Origin of the sequence: Ectothiorhodospira variabilis (assembly GCF_022227625.1) — a bacterium.
Lineage (GTDB): Bacteria > Pseudomonadota > Gammaproteobacteria > Ectothiorhodospirales > Ectothiorhodospiraceae > Ectothiorhodospira > Ectothiorhodospira haloalkaliphila.
The window spans coordinates 35262-48563 of sequence record NZ_JAJNAO010000015.1; the positions used below are offsets into that span (position 1 = coordinate 35262).

General features: G+C 65.9%; 16 protein-coding genes. 10 read left to right on the forward strand and 6 right to left on the reverse strand.

The features are described 5' to 3' along the window. Window positions 1-41: 41 nt before the first annotated feature. The 4 genes from LPW30_RS13140 (at window position 42) to pmbA (ending at window position 4215) form a co-directional block, all read left to right on the forward strand. Window positions 42-350, forward strand: a complete 309-nt coding sequence (locus LPW30_RS13140) for a hypothetical protein (protein ID WP_051582632.1) — start codon at window positions 42-44, stop codon at window positions 348-350. A gap of 18 nt (window positions 351-368) precedes the next feature. Continuing rightward, window positions 369-1193, forward strand: coding sequence for a carbon-nitrogen hydrolase family protein (locus tag LPW30_RS13145; protein WP_026623678.1), 825 nt, complete (start codon window positions 369-371; stop codon window positions 1191-1193). 158 nt (window positions 1194-1351) lie between these two features. Beyond that, window positions 1352-2797: a metalloprotease TldD gene (gene tldD, locus LPW30_RS13150; RefSeq protein WP_238624060.1), complete on the forward strand. Its 1446-nt coding sequence runs from the start codon at window positions 1352-1354 to the stop codon at window positions 2795-2797. Between the two features lie 71 nt (window positions 2798-2868). Continuing rightward, window positions 2869-4215, forward strand: a complete 1347-nt coding sequence (pmbA, locus tag LPW30_RS13155) for a metalloprotease PmbA (RefSeq protein WP_238624061.1) — start codon at window positions 2869-2871, stop codon at window positions 4213-4215. A gap of 56 nt (window positions 4216-4271) precedes the next feature. On the opposite strand, the gene LPW30_RS13160 is transcribed toward pmbA, so the two are convergent. The 4 genes from LPW30_RS13160 to purM are packed head-to-tail and all read right to left on the reverse strand — an operon-like array spanning window position 4272 to window position 8209. Beyond that, a complete protein-coding gene (locus tag LPW30_RS13160) occupies window positions 4272-5705 on the reverse strand; it encodes a dihydrolipoyl dehydrogenase family protein (RefSeq protein WP_239681091.1) in 1434 nt (477 codons plus the stop codon). Between the two features lie 32 nt (window positions 5706-5737). Beyond that, window positions 5738-6448: a DUF3108 domain-containing protein gene (locus LPW30_RS13165; RefSeq protein ID WP_025282163.1), complete on the reverse strand. Its 711-nt coding sequence runs from the start codon at window positions 6446-6448 to the stop codon at window positions 5738-5740. A gap of 34 nt (window positions 6449-6482) precedes the next feature. Then, window positions 6483-7154 (reverse strand): phosphoribosylglycinamide formyltransferase, encoded by a 672-nt coding sequence (purN, locus tag LPW30_RS13170; RefSeq protein WP_025282162.1) that lies wholly within the window; start codon window positions 7152-7154, stop codon window positions 6483-6485. Next, the gene (gene purM / locus LPW30_RS13175) at window positions 7154-8209 is read right to left on the reverse strand and encodes a phosphoribosylformylglycinamidine cyclo-ligase (protein WP_025282161.1); all 1056 of its coding nucleotides are present in this window, start codon (window positions 8207-8209) and stop codon (window positions 7154-7156) included. The genes purN and purM overlap by 1 nt, the downstream gene beginning before the upstream one ends. Before the next feature lie 200 nt (window positions 8210-8409). On the opposite strand from purM, the gene LPW30_RS13180 reads away from it, so the two are divergent. The 3 genes from LPW30_RS13180 to hda are packed head-to-tail and all read left to right on the forward strand — an operon-like array spanning window position 8410 to window position 10740. Continuing rightward, the gene (locus LPW30_RS13180) at window positions 8410-9474 is read left to right on the forward strand and encodes a DUF2066 domain-containing protein (protein ID WP_158407561.1); all 1065 of its coding nucleotides are present in this window, start codon (window positions 8410-8412) and stop codon (window positions 9472-9474) included. Beyond that, a complete protein-coding gene (locus LPW30_RS13185) occupies window positions 9471-10040 on the forward strand; it encodes a CDP-alcohol phosphatidyltransferase family protein (RefSeq protein ID WP_025282159.1) in 570 nt (189 codons plus the stop codon). Before LPW30_RS13180 ends, LPW30_RS13185 begins: the two co-directional genes overlap by 4 nt. 4 nt (window positions 10041-10044) lie before the next feature. Beyond that, window positions 10045-10740, forward strand: a complete 696-nt coding sequence (gene hda / locus LPW30_RS13190; RefSeq protein WP_026623681.1) for a DnaA regulatory inactivator Hda — start codon at window positions 10045-10047, stop codon at window positions 10738-10740. Here hda and LPW30_RS13195 read toward each other — a convergent pair. Together LPW30_RS13195 and wrbA are read right to left on the reverse strand one after the other, a co-directional pair. Further along, the gene (locus LPW30_RS13195) at window positions 10737-11090 is read right to left on the reverse strand and encodes a DUF2069 domain-containing protein (protein ID WP_419397966.1); all 354 of its coding nucleotides are present in this window, start codon (window positions 11088-11090) and stop codon (window positions 10737-10739) included. The genes hda and LPW30_RS13195 overlap by 4 nt on opposite strands. Window positions 11091-11094: 4 nt before the next feature. Continuing rightward, window positions 11095-11721 (reverse strand): NAD(P)H:quinone oxidoreductase, encoded by a 627-nt coding sequence (wrbA, locus tag LPW30_RS13200; RefSeq protein ID WP_025282156.1) that lies wholly within the window; start codon window positions 11719-11721, stop codon window positions 11095-11097. Between the two features lie 154 nt (window positions 11722-11875). Here wrbA and LPW30_RS13205 point away from each other — a divergent pair, with 154 nt between their 5' ends. From LPW30_RS13205 to LPW30_RS13215, 3 genes are all read left to right on the forward strand, one after another. Next, a complete protein-coding gene (locus LPW30_RS13205) occupies window positions 11876-12196 on the forward strand; it encodes a DUF4398 domain-containing protein (protein WP_239681092.1) in 321 nt (106 codons plus the stop codon). Window positions 12197-12303: 107 nt separating this feature from the next. Then, window positions 12304-12891 (forward strand): LysM peptidoglycan-binding domain-containing protein, encoded by a 588-nt coding sequence (locus tag LPW30_RS13210; RefSeq protein WP_026623684.1) that lies wholly within the window; start codon window positions 12304-12306, stop codon window positions 12889-12891. Window positions 12892-13015: 124 nt separating this feature from the next. Beyond that, the gene (locus tag LPW30_RS13215; RefSeq protein ID WP_025282153.1) at window positions 13016-13297 is read left to right on the forward strand and encodes an acylphosphatase; all 282 of its coding nucleotides are present in this window, start codon (window positions 13016-13018) and stop codon (window positions 13295-13297) included. The last annotated feature ends 5 nt before the right edge of the window (window positions 13298-13302 follow it).

Here is a 13302-nt window from a genome sequence, read left to right on the forward strand (position 1 = left end):
ACATGTTGCCAAACCTCCGCAGGGCGCTGTTCCCGTACCTTATGGCTGCGCCCATGCTGGCGGTGGCCGGCGAACCCGTCTACTCCATGAGTGCCGACACCTGGTCCCGTCCCCGCGATGCCGGATCCCTGGTGTCCGAGCCCGCGCTGCGCAGTACCCTGTCGCGCTACGAATCCAGTGGCGGCGGTCACATCGTGCTGCGCCACCCCTCGGGCGAGCGGGGGCATCTCTGGGTGGCGGAATTGCAGGACTGGCTGGTTGCCCTGGGCGTGCCCTCCGAGCACATCCGGCAGGCACCCACGGACGACCTGGAAACACACATCGAACTCACCATCAATCCATCACCCTGACCATCCAAGGGACTCAACGTGACGATTGCCGCCGCCATTCAAATGGCCTCGGGTACCAACCTGACCGCCAATCTGCAGGAAACGCGACGCCTGATCACCGCGGCTGCCCAGTCGGGGGCCCGTCTGGTGGTGCTGCCGGAGAATTTCGCCCTGATGGGCAAGAGCGAACTCCACAAGGTGGAGATCCGCGAGGAGGATGGTCAGGGTCCCATCCAGGAGTTCCTGGCCGAACAGGCTCGCCAGCATGGCATCTGGCTGGTGGGCGGGACCGTGCCCCTGGCCTGTCCCGACCCCGGGAAGATCTACGCCAGTTGCCTTGTGTATGACGATCAGGGCCAACGGGTCGGTCGTTACGACAAGATCCACCTGTTCGATGTGCGCCTGCCGGACAACGAGGAACACTACGAGGAATCCGACACCATCATGAGCGGTGACCAGGTGGTGGTGGTGGAGACACCCTTTGGTGTGCTCGGGCTGGCGGTATGCTATGACCTGCGTTTCCCGGAGCTCTTCCGCGGACTCCTGGATCGGGGGGTGGAGATCATCGCCTTGCCAGCGGCTTTCACCGCCGTTACGGGGCGGGCCCATTGGGAGCCTCTGGTGCGGGCCCGGGCCATCGAGAACCAGGTCTACATGGTGGCTGCTGCCCAGGGGGGATACCACGTGAACGGCCGGGAAACCCACGGTGACAGCATGGTGGTGGACCCCTGGGGCAACGTGCTGGACCGTCTGCCCCGGGGCTCCGGCGTGGTGTGTGGCGAAATGGATCCAGAGCGCCAGAAGGTCATCCGCCGCAGCTTCCCCTCGATCTATCATCGGCGTCTGTCCTGCGACTTGACCTGAGGCGATCTGACCTGAGGGTTGCCCGAGGCCCGGTGGGCATAAAAACCCCAGGACCCTCGGGCTTGAATTACAGAACCAGCCCCCCAACACTGATCTCAGGCCCGGCACTGCGACCGGGATGAGTTGTCAGCGATCCCAAACCCGGAAGGCCCCTATCCATGACCCAGACACTGGAAACCGCACGTCATCACCTGCTTGATCCCTCCGGCCTGACCGATTCGGATCTGGATCGGGTGCTGGGCACCCTGGCCGGTCCCGGACTGGACGGTGGCGACCTTTACTTTCAACTGGCCCGGCACGAGTCCTGGGTGCTGGAAGATGGCATCGTCAAGGAAGGGGGCTACAACATCGAGCAGGGCGTGGGGGTCCGCGCCCTGAGCGGCGACAAGACCGGGTTCGCCTACACCGACGAGATCGCCCCCGCCTCCCTGATGGAGGCGGCCCTGACCGCCCGGGCCATCGGTCGCGATCACCGGGATGGCAGCGTGCCGGTGCGGCGGGCCACCCCGGCCCATCGCCTTTACCTCCCGGTGGATCCCTTGGGCACCCTGGATGAGCAGGCCAAGATCGAACTGCTGCAGTCCCTGGATGCCGAGGCCCGTGGCCAGGATTCCCGTATCAGCCAGGTCATGGTCAGTCTTGCCGGCGTCCACGAGGTGGTCATGGTGCTCAATACGGACGGCACCCTTGCGGCGGATATCCGCCCCCTGGTGCGCATGAATGTGCACGTGATTGCCGAGGATCGGGAAGGGCGGCGGGAACAGGGTTCCAGCGGCGGCGGCGGTCGTACCGGCTATGGCTTCTTCCTGGAGAAGGAACGTGGCCTGGGCTACGCCCGCGAGGCCGCCCGCCAGGCCCTGTTGAACCTGGAAGCCGTGGACGCCCCCGCCGGCACCATGACCGTGGTGCTGGGGTCGGGCTGGCCGGGTGTGCTGCTGCATGAGGCCATCGGCCATGGCCTGGAAGGCGATTTCAACCGCAAGGGCACCTCGGCCTTCAGTGGTCGCATGGGACAGCGCGTGGCCGCCCCCGGGGTCACGGTGGTGGACGATGGCACCCTGGAAGGGCGTCGTGGATCGCTGAACGTGGACGACGAGGGTACGCCCACCCAGTCCACCACGCTGATCGAGGACGGTGTCCTCAAATGCTTCATGCAGGATCGCCTCAATGCCCGTCTCATGGGCCTGAAGCCCACCGGCAATGGTCGCCGGGAGTCCTACGCCCACCTGCCCATGCCGCGCATGACCAACACCTACATGCTGGCCGGGCCCCATGATCCGGGTGAAATCATCGCCTCCGTGGACAAGGGGCTGTATGCCGTCAACTTCGGTGGCGGCCAGGTGGACATCACCTCCGGTAAATTCGTGTTCTCCGCCTCGGAGGCCTATCTCATCGAGGGTGGCAAGCTCACCCGCCCGGTGAAAGGAGCCACCCTGATCGGCAACGGGCCCGATGTGCTCACTCGGGTGTCCATGGTGGGCAATGACCTGGATCTGGATACCGGCGTGGGCACCTGTGGCAAGGAGGGCCAGAGTGTCCCGGTGGGTGTGGGTCAGCCCACCCTGCGGGTGGATGGCCTCACGGTGGGTGGCACCAGCCACTGACCCCTCATTGTCTCAGGCTGCGCCCGATGCATTCCCTGGCAGTCTTGCACCTATCCCACAAAGGAGCCCCCATGTCGCAAACAACCACCTCGGCCCTGGACGAGAAAGATCTGGAAGCCATCGTCAGCCAGGTGCTGGACGAGGCCCGCCGCGCCGGTGCCACCAGCGCCGAGGCCGCTGCCAGCCAGGACGCCGGGCTGTCGGTCAATGTGCGCCTGGGTGAGGTGGAAACCCTGGAATACCACAAGGATCAGGGCATCGCCGTCACCGTCTACATGGGGCAGCGCAAGGGCACGGCCAGCACCTCCGATCTCAAGCCCGAGTCGCTTCGGGAGGCGGCCGAGGCAGCCTGCCGCATCGCCCGTTACACGGCCGAGGACCCCTGTGCCGGTCTGGCCGATCCGGCACTGATGGCGCAGGACTACCCGGCACTGGACCTGGACCATCCCTGGGGTCTGACGGCCGATGAGGGCATCGAGATTGCCCGTGCCTGTGAGGCGGCCGCCCGGGAGCGGGATGCGCGCATCGTCAATTCCGAGGGAGCCGGAATCAACAGTTTTCGTGGCACGGCGGTCTACGGTAATACCCACGGCTTCGTGGGCGGCTATGCCACCACCCGGCACTCCCTGAGTTGCTCGGTGCTGGCCGGTGACGATGACGGCAACATGCAGCGAGACTACTGGTACACCGTGGCCCGGCACCGGGACGCCCTGCAGGCGGCACAGGCCGTGGGCGTGGAGGCGGCCGACCGGGCCCTGCGTCGTCTGGGAGGACGTCGCCTGTCCACGCGCCGCTGCCCGGTGCTGTATTCCCCGGATGTGGCCCGCTCCGTGCTCGGTCACTTCATTGCCGCCATCCGGGGCAGCACCGTGTATCGCAAGGCCTCGTTCCTGGTGGATCGCCTGGGCGAGCCGATCTTCCCGGAGTTCGTGCACATCCACGAGCAGCCGCACATCCCCCGGGCCCTGGGCAGTGCCCCTTTCGACAACGAGGGTGTGGCCACCCGGGCCCGGGATCTGGTCAGCGGCGGACGACTGGAGTCCTACGCCCTGGATACCTACGCGGCCCGCAAGCTGGGCATGCAGAGCACCGGCAATGCCGGCGGACTGCGCAACCTGACCATCGACCCCGGCCCCATGGACTTTGAGCAGCTGCTTGCCGAGATGGGCACGGGCCTGCTGGTGACGGAGTTGATTGGCCATGGCATCAACATGGTCACCGGAGACTATTCCCGGGGCGCGGCCGGGTTCTGGGTGGAGAATGGCCAGATCCAGTATCCCGTGGAAGAGATCACCGTGGCCGGCAACCTCAAGGACATGTTCCGCGACCTGCGGGCCGTGGGCTCGGACATGGACCTGCGCGGTAATGTGCGCACCGGTTCGCTGCTGATTGACGGGCTGACGGTGGCTGGGGAATAGACCCGAGCCGGTGGGGAGCCAGCACATGTGCCCATGCAGCGAGGGGCCACGCCCCGTCAGGTGGTAGAGGTTTCACTGCCGAAGATGGGTTCACGAAGCCCCCATTTGCCTGCCAGGGTCTCCACGGCGTTGAGCACTTCCTCGGCCCGGGCCGGGTGGTTGAAGCGGCCGCGGGCAATCCAGGCCAGGGCCGTTTCCCGGTCCGGCGCCAGGGAGAGCAGATGGATCAACTCCCCCGCCTGGGCGCCCGTGATCTCTCCCCCCAGCAGTGTGGCCGTGTCCATGTCGGCGATGAGCCGGACGAAGCCCGCCGTGTCATCCTGGCCCAGCGCACAGGGGGAGGTCTCGAAGGCGGCAAACCCCACGGCCGGTTCGTGGCCGGCGTCCTCCGCGGCATCCTCGTCCATGCCCAGGCGGGCCAGTTCCAGGGCACTGTAGACCACCACGGGCACCTGCCCGGGGTCCTGCTCCCGGGTGTTGCCGGTGATGATGTTTTCAATGGCCACGGTGGCGTCGGACAGGGCGTGATTGGCTGTCATCCAGGGGCTGGCCACGTCGCCGATGGCATATACGTGATCGGCGCTGGTACGCAGGTGACCGTCCCGTTGCACAAAGCCGGCATCGTCCGTCTCCACCCCGGCGGCATCCAGTGCCAGTCCCTCGGTGTGGGGCACCCGTCCCGTCCCCAGGCAGACCCAGTCCACGGTCACTGCCTCGCCGCCCTCCATCCCCAGTGTGACGCCATCGTCATGGACATCCACCGACACGAAGCTCACCCCGCTTTGCAATGTGACCCCCTGGGCCGAAAGCGCATCCCGGAGGGCGGTCAGGGCCGGGCGGCTGAAGTTCAGGCGTCGGAGCATGGGTGATCGGGCCAGCCAGGTGACCTGCTTGCCCATCTGGCTGAAGATGAAGGCAAACTCCGTGGCCACCACGCCGCTGCCGATGATGGCGACGCGGTCCCCGGGCGGTGGCGGATCATCAAACAGCATGTCGCTGGTGAGCACCCGGCCCGGCACGGCCTCAAACGGTGGGGGAACATGGCTATGGGCACCGGTGGCGATGATGATGTGACGGGCGCTGATGGCCTGTTCGCCATGCTGAGTCGTTACCACCAGGGTGTGGGCATCCTGAAAACGGGCATGGCCGGTGAGTGTGGCCACCTTCAGGTGATGCAGATATTCCTGGTAGCTGCCCCGGATGTGCTCCACCACGGCGCGCTGATGGTTCCAGGCCTGGTCCATGCGGGCCTTGAGTTCTCCCTCCAGTCCCCGGTTGGCAAAACTGGATTGCGAGGCCACCAGGCGGGCGGTGTGATACCAGTCCTTCTTGGGCACACAGCCCCGGTTGAGGCAGCAGCCGCCCCAATCGGCCTTCTCGATGATGACCACCGACAGTCCCCGCAGGGCGCCCAGCACGGCCGCCCGATAGCCGCCGGGTCCGGAGCCGATCACTGCCAGGTCAACTTCCTTGGGTGTGTTGTCGGACATGGGGGCTCCCTGTGGGCTGGTGGGAGAGGATGTCATCGGGGACTGTCGTGCCACTCCAGGGAGCGGAGGTTGAGAACCACGCTATCGCCGTTCTGCTCCTGCTCCAGGCGCACCGGCAGGTAGTTCATGCGCGGCGCGAACCAGGTGCTGACAGTGGTATCCCTATCCTCGATCTCCCGGATCACGGGAATGGCCTCCACCCGGCCCATGGGGGTGGTGATGTTGCGCGGCTCTCCCACCGTGAAGTGATAGGTGCGAACACGGTCGCGATCCACGATGGTCTGGCTGAATTCCTTCTCGCCCCGGTGCAGCCTGTTGATCATGGCCAGTTGCAGGGCAAAACGATCCACCGCGTCGTGGGGCAGGTCCAGTTCGAAGGGCTTGTCATTGTGCATGCCCTTCACCCGATACTCCTCCCAGTCGAAACGGCTCTCGGTGAGCCGCTTGCGGCTGCCGCCGGTATGGCTGTAGAGGTACTCCTCGCTGCGCAGGCCGTCGGGCGTCATGCGCATGATGCTTTGTTCGATGATCTCGTCACTACGCACCCAGGAGAGCACGCCGGTGGGTCGCAGGCGGGCGCGGTATCGCAGGAACTGCCCCTCGCGGGTGAGGGTGATGTGTCCCACCACCGAGAGCCCCATCTTCTGGGCCTCGTACTCCGCGGTGTAGGAGGGCGGGACGAAGGGCATGGACTGGGCCGCTACCGGCAGACAGGCCAGCAACAGTACCAGGCCCAGCACCATGGCGAGCGCCGCGGCCAGGGGCCTGGGTGCCCGATCAGGCGTCCAATGGTGTGTCGGCCTCCACCTGGAGGGGGGTGTGCAGGGTTTTTTCATCAAGCCTTACCTGTCCATCTGCGAGTGTCAGCCGCCCCTGGCAGAACCAGCGCACCACCTGGGGATAAACGCGGTGTTCCTGCTGCTGTACGCGGGCGGCCAGGATGTCGGGTGTGTCATCCCTGAGCACCGGCACCCGGGCCTGGATGATCACCGGACCGCCGTCCAGTTCGGTGTTGACGAAATGAACGCTGCAGCCGTGACCTTCGACACCGTCCTTGAGCGCCCGTTCATGAGTATGCAGCCCACGGTAGGCGGGCAGCAGCGATGGGTGGATGTTGATCAGTCGGCCCGCGTAATGACCCACGAAGTCCGGAGTGAGCACACGCATGAAGCCGGCCAGCACCACCAGATCCGGGGCATGGGCATCGATGCCGGTCATCAGGGCAGCGTCGAAGGCCTCTCGGTCCCCATGATCCCGATGATTGATGACCTCATGGTGAATCCCTGCGCGGGCAGCCCGATCAAGGCCCGCCACGCCGGGGCGGTTGCTGATCACGGCGCGAATGCAACCGGGGATGCGGCCATCCTTCACGGCGTCGATCAGGGCCTGGAGGTTGGTGCCCGATCCCGAGATGAGCACCACGATGCCCGGCTGTGCGGCAGCGCCCATCAGCGTACCAGTTCCACGTGAGGTGCACCCTCGCCCGGGGCGATCTCACCCAGGCGCCAGCTGTTGATGCCCTCGTTCTTCAGGAGTTCCTGGGCGGCAGCAACCGCCTGGGAGGGTAGCACCACCACCATGCCGATGCCGCAGTTGAAGGTGCGCAGCATCTCCCGTTCCTCCACGCCCCCGGCCTGGCGCAGCCAGTCGAACACGGCCGGTCGTGGCCAGGCATCCGGGTTCACCCGGGCCTGGGTGCCTTCGGGCATCACCCGGGGCAGGTTTTCCAGCAGGCCGCCCCCGGTGATATGGGCCAGGGCGTGCACGGGCTGGGCCTGCATCAGGGCCAGCAGGGGTTTGACATAGATCCGCGTGGGGGCCATCAGGGCCTCACCCAGGGTCACCTCGCCACAGGGGGCGTCCAGATCCGCTTCGGTCAGCTCGATCAGTCGCCGGATCAGGGAATAGCCGTTGGAATGGGGGCCGGAGGCCTCCAGGCCGAGCAGGACATCACCGGGGCCCACCTGGCTGCCGTCGATCAGACGAGACTTTTCCACGATGCCCACCGCAAACCCGGCCAGATCGTATTCTCCGTCTCCGTACATGCCCGGCATCTCGGCGGTTTCTCCACCCACCAGTGCGCAGCCTGCCAGGGCGCAGCCGTCGGCAATGCCCTTCACCACGTCGGCGGCGGTGTCCACGTCCAGGGCGCCGGTGGCGTAGTAATCCAGAAAGAACAGAGGTTCGGCCCCCTGAACGATGATGTCATTGACGCACATGCCCACCAGGTCGATCCCGATGCTGTCGTGGCGTCCCAGCTGCTGGGCCAGCTTCAGCTTGGTGCCCACGCCATCCGTGCCGGAGACCAGCACCGGTTCGCGGTAATCCTGCCAGGGGAGCTCGAACAGGGCACCAAAGCTCCCCAGGCCCGCCATCACGCCGGGGCGCCGGGTGCGCTGGGCATGGGGCTTGATGCGCTCCACAAGGGCATTGCCTGCATCGATATTGACGCCAGCATCCTGGTACCGGATGCCCTGGGCGGGTGGTTTGTCGTTCTGGGCCATGGTGCATGTCCTTGAGTGGATGGATGCCGGCTGGCGCTTGGCGGGGCAGGGCCGGCAATCGGGTCGCGAACCGGTGCCTGCCGGGTGCTGACGGGGGCTGTGATGTTAGCGACGCCGGGTGTTGCTGTAAACCGAGGCGGTGGGCCCGGCAGTTATGGTATTTTAGCCGCACAGACACCCCTAGCCCTAGTCCTGGTGCCATGAAATCAGTTGTTCAGTCCCGGCCGTTCCTATCCGTGGTTTTGGCGCTCGCCGCCCTGGCCTGGGCTCCGGTCGCGCTGGCGCTGCCCCCGGCAGGCCTGGATGAGGCCCAGGTGCCCGTGGATACCCGCGATCGGCCCGAGCGCGCCGAGGCCTTCTCCAGGGCCCTGGGTCAGGTGCTGGTCAAATATACCGGAGATCGTGCCCTGGCTGACGATGAGCGGGTGGCCGGGTTCCTGGAGCAGGCCCCCCGTCATGTCCGTCAATACCGCTACCAGGAGCAACCTGACGGCAGCAATGCCCTATGGGTGCGCTTTGACACGGCCCCCCTGGAGCGTTTCCTGCGCGACAGTGGTCTGCCGGTCTGGGGACGGGACAGGCCGGCCTTGCTGGTCTGGATGCTGGTGCAGGATGATGAAGAGCGGCGCCTGGTGGGCGATCAGGATGCCGGTGAGGCACGCCACGCCATGGAGCGTGTTGCCCGCGAGCGCGGCCTGCCGTTGATCTTCCCTCTGCTGGACATGGAAGACCAGGCCCGTGTCAGCCCCGCCGATGTGGTGGGTGGGTTTGACGATTCCCTGCGCGAGGCCTCTGCCCGCTACAGCCCCGATGGCATGCTCGTGGTGCGTGTCCGTGAGCGCGGCGGCAACTGGGAGGGGCGTTTCCAACTGCATGTGGAGCAAGGCGGCGGCAGCTGGGAGATGCGGGATGGTCAACTGTCAGGCCTCATGCAGCAGGGAGTGGACCAGGTGGCGGATAATCTGAGCCGGCAGATGGTGGTCACGGGTCTGCAGCAGGACCGGGAGGGTGTGAAGGTCGTGGTGACGGGGATCGGCTCCCTGTCCGACTACCTGCGCGCCGGCCGGTACCTGTCGAATATGGCCCCGGTGAGCCGTGTGCAGCCCCAGGGCCTGGATGCTGAGCGGGCCCTGTTCCTGGTGCAGGTGCGTGGCGAGGCCAGGGATCTGGAACGGGCCGCGCGGCTGGGCTCCACCCTGGCGCCCGCATCCCTGGATGATGAAAACGAGGCCGGCGAGGCCCTTGGATTCAGGTTGCTGCGGTGAGTCTGCGTCAACTACCCAACACGATCACACTGCTGCGCATCGCCCTGACGGTGCCCATTGTCTGGGCGCTGCTGGTCGAGCAATACGGGCTGGTGCTGTGGCTGCTGCTCCTGGCCGGACTGTCCGATGCCCTGGACGGCTGGCTTGTGCGCCGCTACGGCTGGTACACCCGCCTGGGCGGATATCTGGACCCGCTGGCGGACAAGATACTGGTGGTGAGCACCTACTTCACCGTGGCCTGGACGGGGCTGCTGCCCTGGTGGCTGGTGGCCCTGGTGGTGGCCCGGGAGGTCATCATTCTCAGTGGTGCCCTGGCCTTCCGGGCGGTGACGCGCAGCCTGGAGATGCAACCGCTGTTCATCAGCAAGGTGAACACCTTCATGCAGATCGTGCTGGTCCTCTCGGTCATCGTGAGTGCGGGGGTGCTCTCCCTGCCGGCCTGGTATCTGGATGGCATGCTCCTGCTGGTGCTTTTCACCACGGTCAGCAGCGGCCTGGCCTATGTGGTGGCCTGGAGTCGCAAGGCCTTCAATCATGGCCGTGCCACCGTTGAACCCCCGCGGTGACGTCATGACCCAGCAACTGACCCTGGATGTGGCGCTGCGTGATGGCGCCACTTTCGATGTCTTTCACTCCGGTGACCATCCTTTGGGCCCGGAGGCGGTGCGTGCGGCCGCTCAGGGCACGGGGGAGCCCCAGGTGTACCTTTTCGGTGAAGCCGGCTGCGGCAAGACGCATCTGCTGGAGGCGGCCTGCCATGAGGTTTGCCGGGCGGGGGGGCGGATCGCCTATCTGCCCATGGGGCTGCTGGCCGATAGTGGTCCGGGCGTCCTGGATGGCTGGGAGGGGCTGGATCTCATCGCTCTGGACGACCTGGACCGGATGCCGAGGGCGGCAGATTTCGAGCGGGCCCTGTTCGACTTCATCAATCGTCAGCGGGATGCCGGGACGCGCCTGGTGCTCGCCTCGCGCACGGCCCCGCAGTCCCTCTCCGTGGCCCTCCCGGATTTGCGATCACGTCTGCTCTGGGGGCCGGTGTTCCAGCTCCATGAGCTCAGTGACGTCCACAAGCGTGAGGTGCTCGTGCACCGTGCCCGCCGTCGCGGTTTCGACCTGCCCCCGGACGCCTGTGACTACCTGCTGCGCCACAAGCGCCGGGATCTGACTTCACTCATGGGGCTTCTGGACCGCCTGGACAAGGCCTCGCTCCGGGACAAGCGCAAGATCACCCTGCCTTTCGTGCGCAAGGTGCTCCAGGCCGACTAGGCCTTCGCGGCCTCGCCGCGCGCGGCCTTCGCATACCCCAGGCATCCGGCGAAAAATACCAGACTCAGCACCAGCATCAGCAGCCCATACGCCTGATGCCCGCCTGTCGTGGCCATGCCTACACCGATCACCACATAGGGCAGGGCCAGCAGGCTGCTCCAGACGTGGGTCTGGGGGCGCCCGTACAGCAGCCCTCGCAAGGGGATCAGTAGTGGCCCGCCCAGCAGAAGCAGCAGCAGGGAGCGGGGGAAGTCCTCCGGGGGCGAGGCCCAGGTGGTGGCGATCACGATCAGGGCCAGCAGACCGAAGAAGCCGCCCAGGGTGAGCATGCGGTAGTTGCGCTTCGACACGATATCACCCCTTTTGATCGCCACCCTGTTTCAGGGCGAGGGCGGTGCGGGCCAGGCGGCGGCCCAGCGCATGGCAGAGTATCCGTTCGTGTTCCGTGAAGGGGTTGTCTCCCTTGGGGCCCGAGACATGACTGGGGCCGTAGGGCGTCCCGCCGGAGGTGGTCTCGGTCAGTGCGGCCTCCGAGTAGGGCACGCCGACGATGAGCATGCCATGATGCAGCAATGGGTTGATCATGCTCAGCAGGGTGGATTCCTGGCCGCCGTGCTGCGTGGCGGTGGAGGTGAATACGCCCGCCGGCTTGCCCACCAGGTCACCCGAGAACCACAGGTTGCTGGTCTGGTCCAGAAAGTACTTGAGGGGCGCCGCCATGTTGCCAAAGCGCGTGGGCGTGCCGAAGGCTGCGCCGTCGCAGGCCTGCAGGTCTTCCATGGTGGCGTAGGGTGGGCCGTCCGCCGGGATGGCATCCTCCACGGCCTCGCAGGTGGTGGATACCGTCGGGACGGTACGCAGTCGGGCGGTGCACCCGGCCACCTCCTCAATGCCGCGCGCCACGTGGCGAGCCATCGTGGCGGTGGCGCCGTAGCGGCTGTAATAGACGACAAGGATTTCTGCCTGGGGATTGAGTGTCATGCTCACTCCTGCTGGGCCATGGGACGAACCGTATTTAAACAGTCGTCAAAGGTTTTGTCTGTAGGTGGTTGTTGCCTTGACGGTTTTGTAGTCTGATGCTAGTGTCCTTACATCTCTCACGGGAGCCTCAGACGCCATCGTGAACTCTAATCGCATGCTGCTTTTCTTTCCCCGCCCTGCCGGCCGGCGTCGCGCCATATTATACGCCCTGGCCCTGCTTGTGGGGGCCGTGCTGATGCTGTCGGGCTGTGCCACCACGCCGCCCGTTCAGGAGATGAGTGATGCCCGGCAGGCCCTGAGGGCAGCCGAGGAGGCTCGGGCCCCCGACCTTGCGGGCGACACCTATCAGCGTTCCCGAGAACTGCTGGAGCAGGCCGAAACCCGGTTGCAGCAGGGTGAGTACCGCTCAGCACGCTACAAGGCCAAGGAGGCCAAGCGTCTGGCCATTGAGGCCCGCATTCGGTCCGGGGATTGACCCCGTCGTGCGGTTCGCGTTGCGCTGCGGGATCGTCTAGAATAACAGGCATCGGGGGGCGTCCCCTTTGTCTCGCTTACCAAGATCAAAAAAGGGAGTCTGTGGCCGTGAAAACCAAAAAGAACACGATACTTTTGGCGGGCGTGGTGTCCGCGGCCCTGCTGTCGGGCTGCGCCACCGTGTCGGAGACCCCTGTAGGAACAGCCTACCTGGTGGATGCAAGTGGCGAGCATGTGAGAAGCGCCGCCGGGGACTGCTGGCGCACCGGCTACTGGACCGAAGAGCGAGCCAACGAGACCTGCGATCCGCAGCTGTTTGCCCGTGCCCCTGAGCCGGCTCCAGAGCCCACCCCCGAGCCTGCACCGCCTCCGGCCGAGCCGGAGCCGGAACCTGAGCCCAGTTTCATGTCGTATCACGTGGAGCGGGGTGATAGCCTCTGGAAAATCTCTGGCAAGAGTTCCGTGTACGGCAACCCCTACCAGTGGCCCCTGATCTACCGCGCCAACGTGGACCAGATCCGCGATGCCGACCTGATCTTCCCGGGGCAAGAGTTGCGGATCGAGCGGAATCCGGCATCGGCCGACGTGGACGAGGCGGTACGGCATGCCCGCACCCGGGGCGCCTGGCAGGTCGGCCCGGTGGAGCGCTCTGACCTGCGCTACCTGGAACAGTATGGGCTGTCTCCCAAGCGTTGATCCTGGGGGGCTTCGGGCCCGAACATGACCAATGCCGCAGTACTTGATGGAAGGGCCCGCCTTGGCGGGCCCTTCCACGTTGTGCCCACCTGTCGAAAGACAGCCGGATACGGAGTCAAACATCATGTCGCAGACCAACCACCAGACCATGCGCTGCTGGGTATCAGGCCGTGTGCAGGGCGTGTTCTTTCGGGCGTCCACCCAGGGCAAGGCACGGGAGTTGGGACTGGATGGATATGCCATGAACCTGCCGGATGGGCGGGTTGAAGTGGTGGCCCGAGGCCCGGAAGCTGCGCTGGAGTCGCTCAGGCAATGGCTGCGCCAGGGACCACCCCAGGCGAGGGTGGACAGTCTCGACTGCGAGGCCTTTGCCGGGCCGGTGGAGTCGGGGTTTCACACCCGCTGAGGTGC

Excerpts from the sequence above, each read along its gene's own strand:
- LPW30_RS13140 (WP_051582632.1), top strand. The coding sequence starts at position 42 with ATGGCTGCGCCCATGCTGGCGGTGGCCGGCGAACCCGTCTACTCCATG.
- tldD (WP_238624060.1), top strand. The coding sequence starts at position 1,352 with ATGACCCAGACACTGGAAACCGCACGTCATCACCTGCTTGATCCCTCC.
- pmbA (WP_238624061.1), top strand. The coding sequence starts at position 2,869 with ATGTCGCAAACAACCACCTCGGCCCTGGACGAGAAAGATCTGGAAGCC.
- LPW30_RS13160 (WP_239681091.1), bottom strand. The coding sequence starts at position 5,705 with ATGTCCGACAACACACCCAAGGAAGTTGACCTGGCAGTGATCGGCTCC.
- LPW30_RS13165 (WP_025282163.1), bottom strand. The coding sequence starts at position 6,448 with ATGGTGCTGGGCCTGGTACTGTTGCTGGCCTGTCTGCCGGTAGCGGCC.
- purN (WP_025282162.1), bottom strand. The coding sequence starts at position 7,154 with ATGGGCGCTGCCGCACAGCCGGGCATCGTGGTGCTCATCTCGGGATCG.
- purM (WP_025282161.1), bottom strand. The coding sequence starts at position 8,209 with ATGGCCCAGAACGACAAACCACCCGCCCAGGGCATCCGGTACCAGGAT.
- LPW30_RS13180 (WP_158407561.1), top strand. The coding sequence starts at position 8,410 with ATGAAATCAGTTGTTCAGTCCCGGCCGTTCCTATCCGTGGTTTTGGCG.
- hda (WP_026623681.1), top strand. The coding sequence starts at position 10,045 with ATGACCCAGCAACTGACCCTGGATGTGGCGCTGCGTGATGGCGCCACT.
- wrbA (WP_025282156.1), bottom strand. The coding sequence starts at position 11,721 with ATGACACTCAATCCCCAGGCAGAAATCCTTGTCGTCTATTACAGCCGC.
- LPW30_RS13205 (WP_239681092.1), top strand. The coding sequence starts at position 11,876 with ATGCTGCTTTTCTTTCCCCGCCCTGCCGGCCGGCGTCGCGCCATATTA.
- LPW30_RS13215 (WP_025282153.1), top strand. The coding sequence starts at position 13,016 with ATGTCGCAGACCAACCACCAGACCATGCGCTGCTGGGTATCAGGCCGT.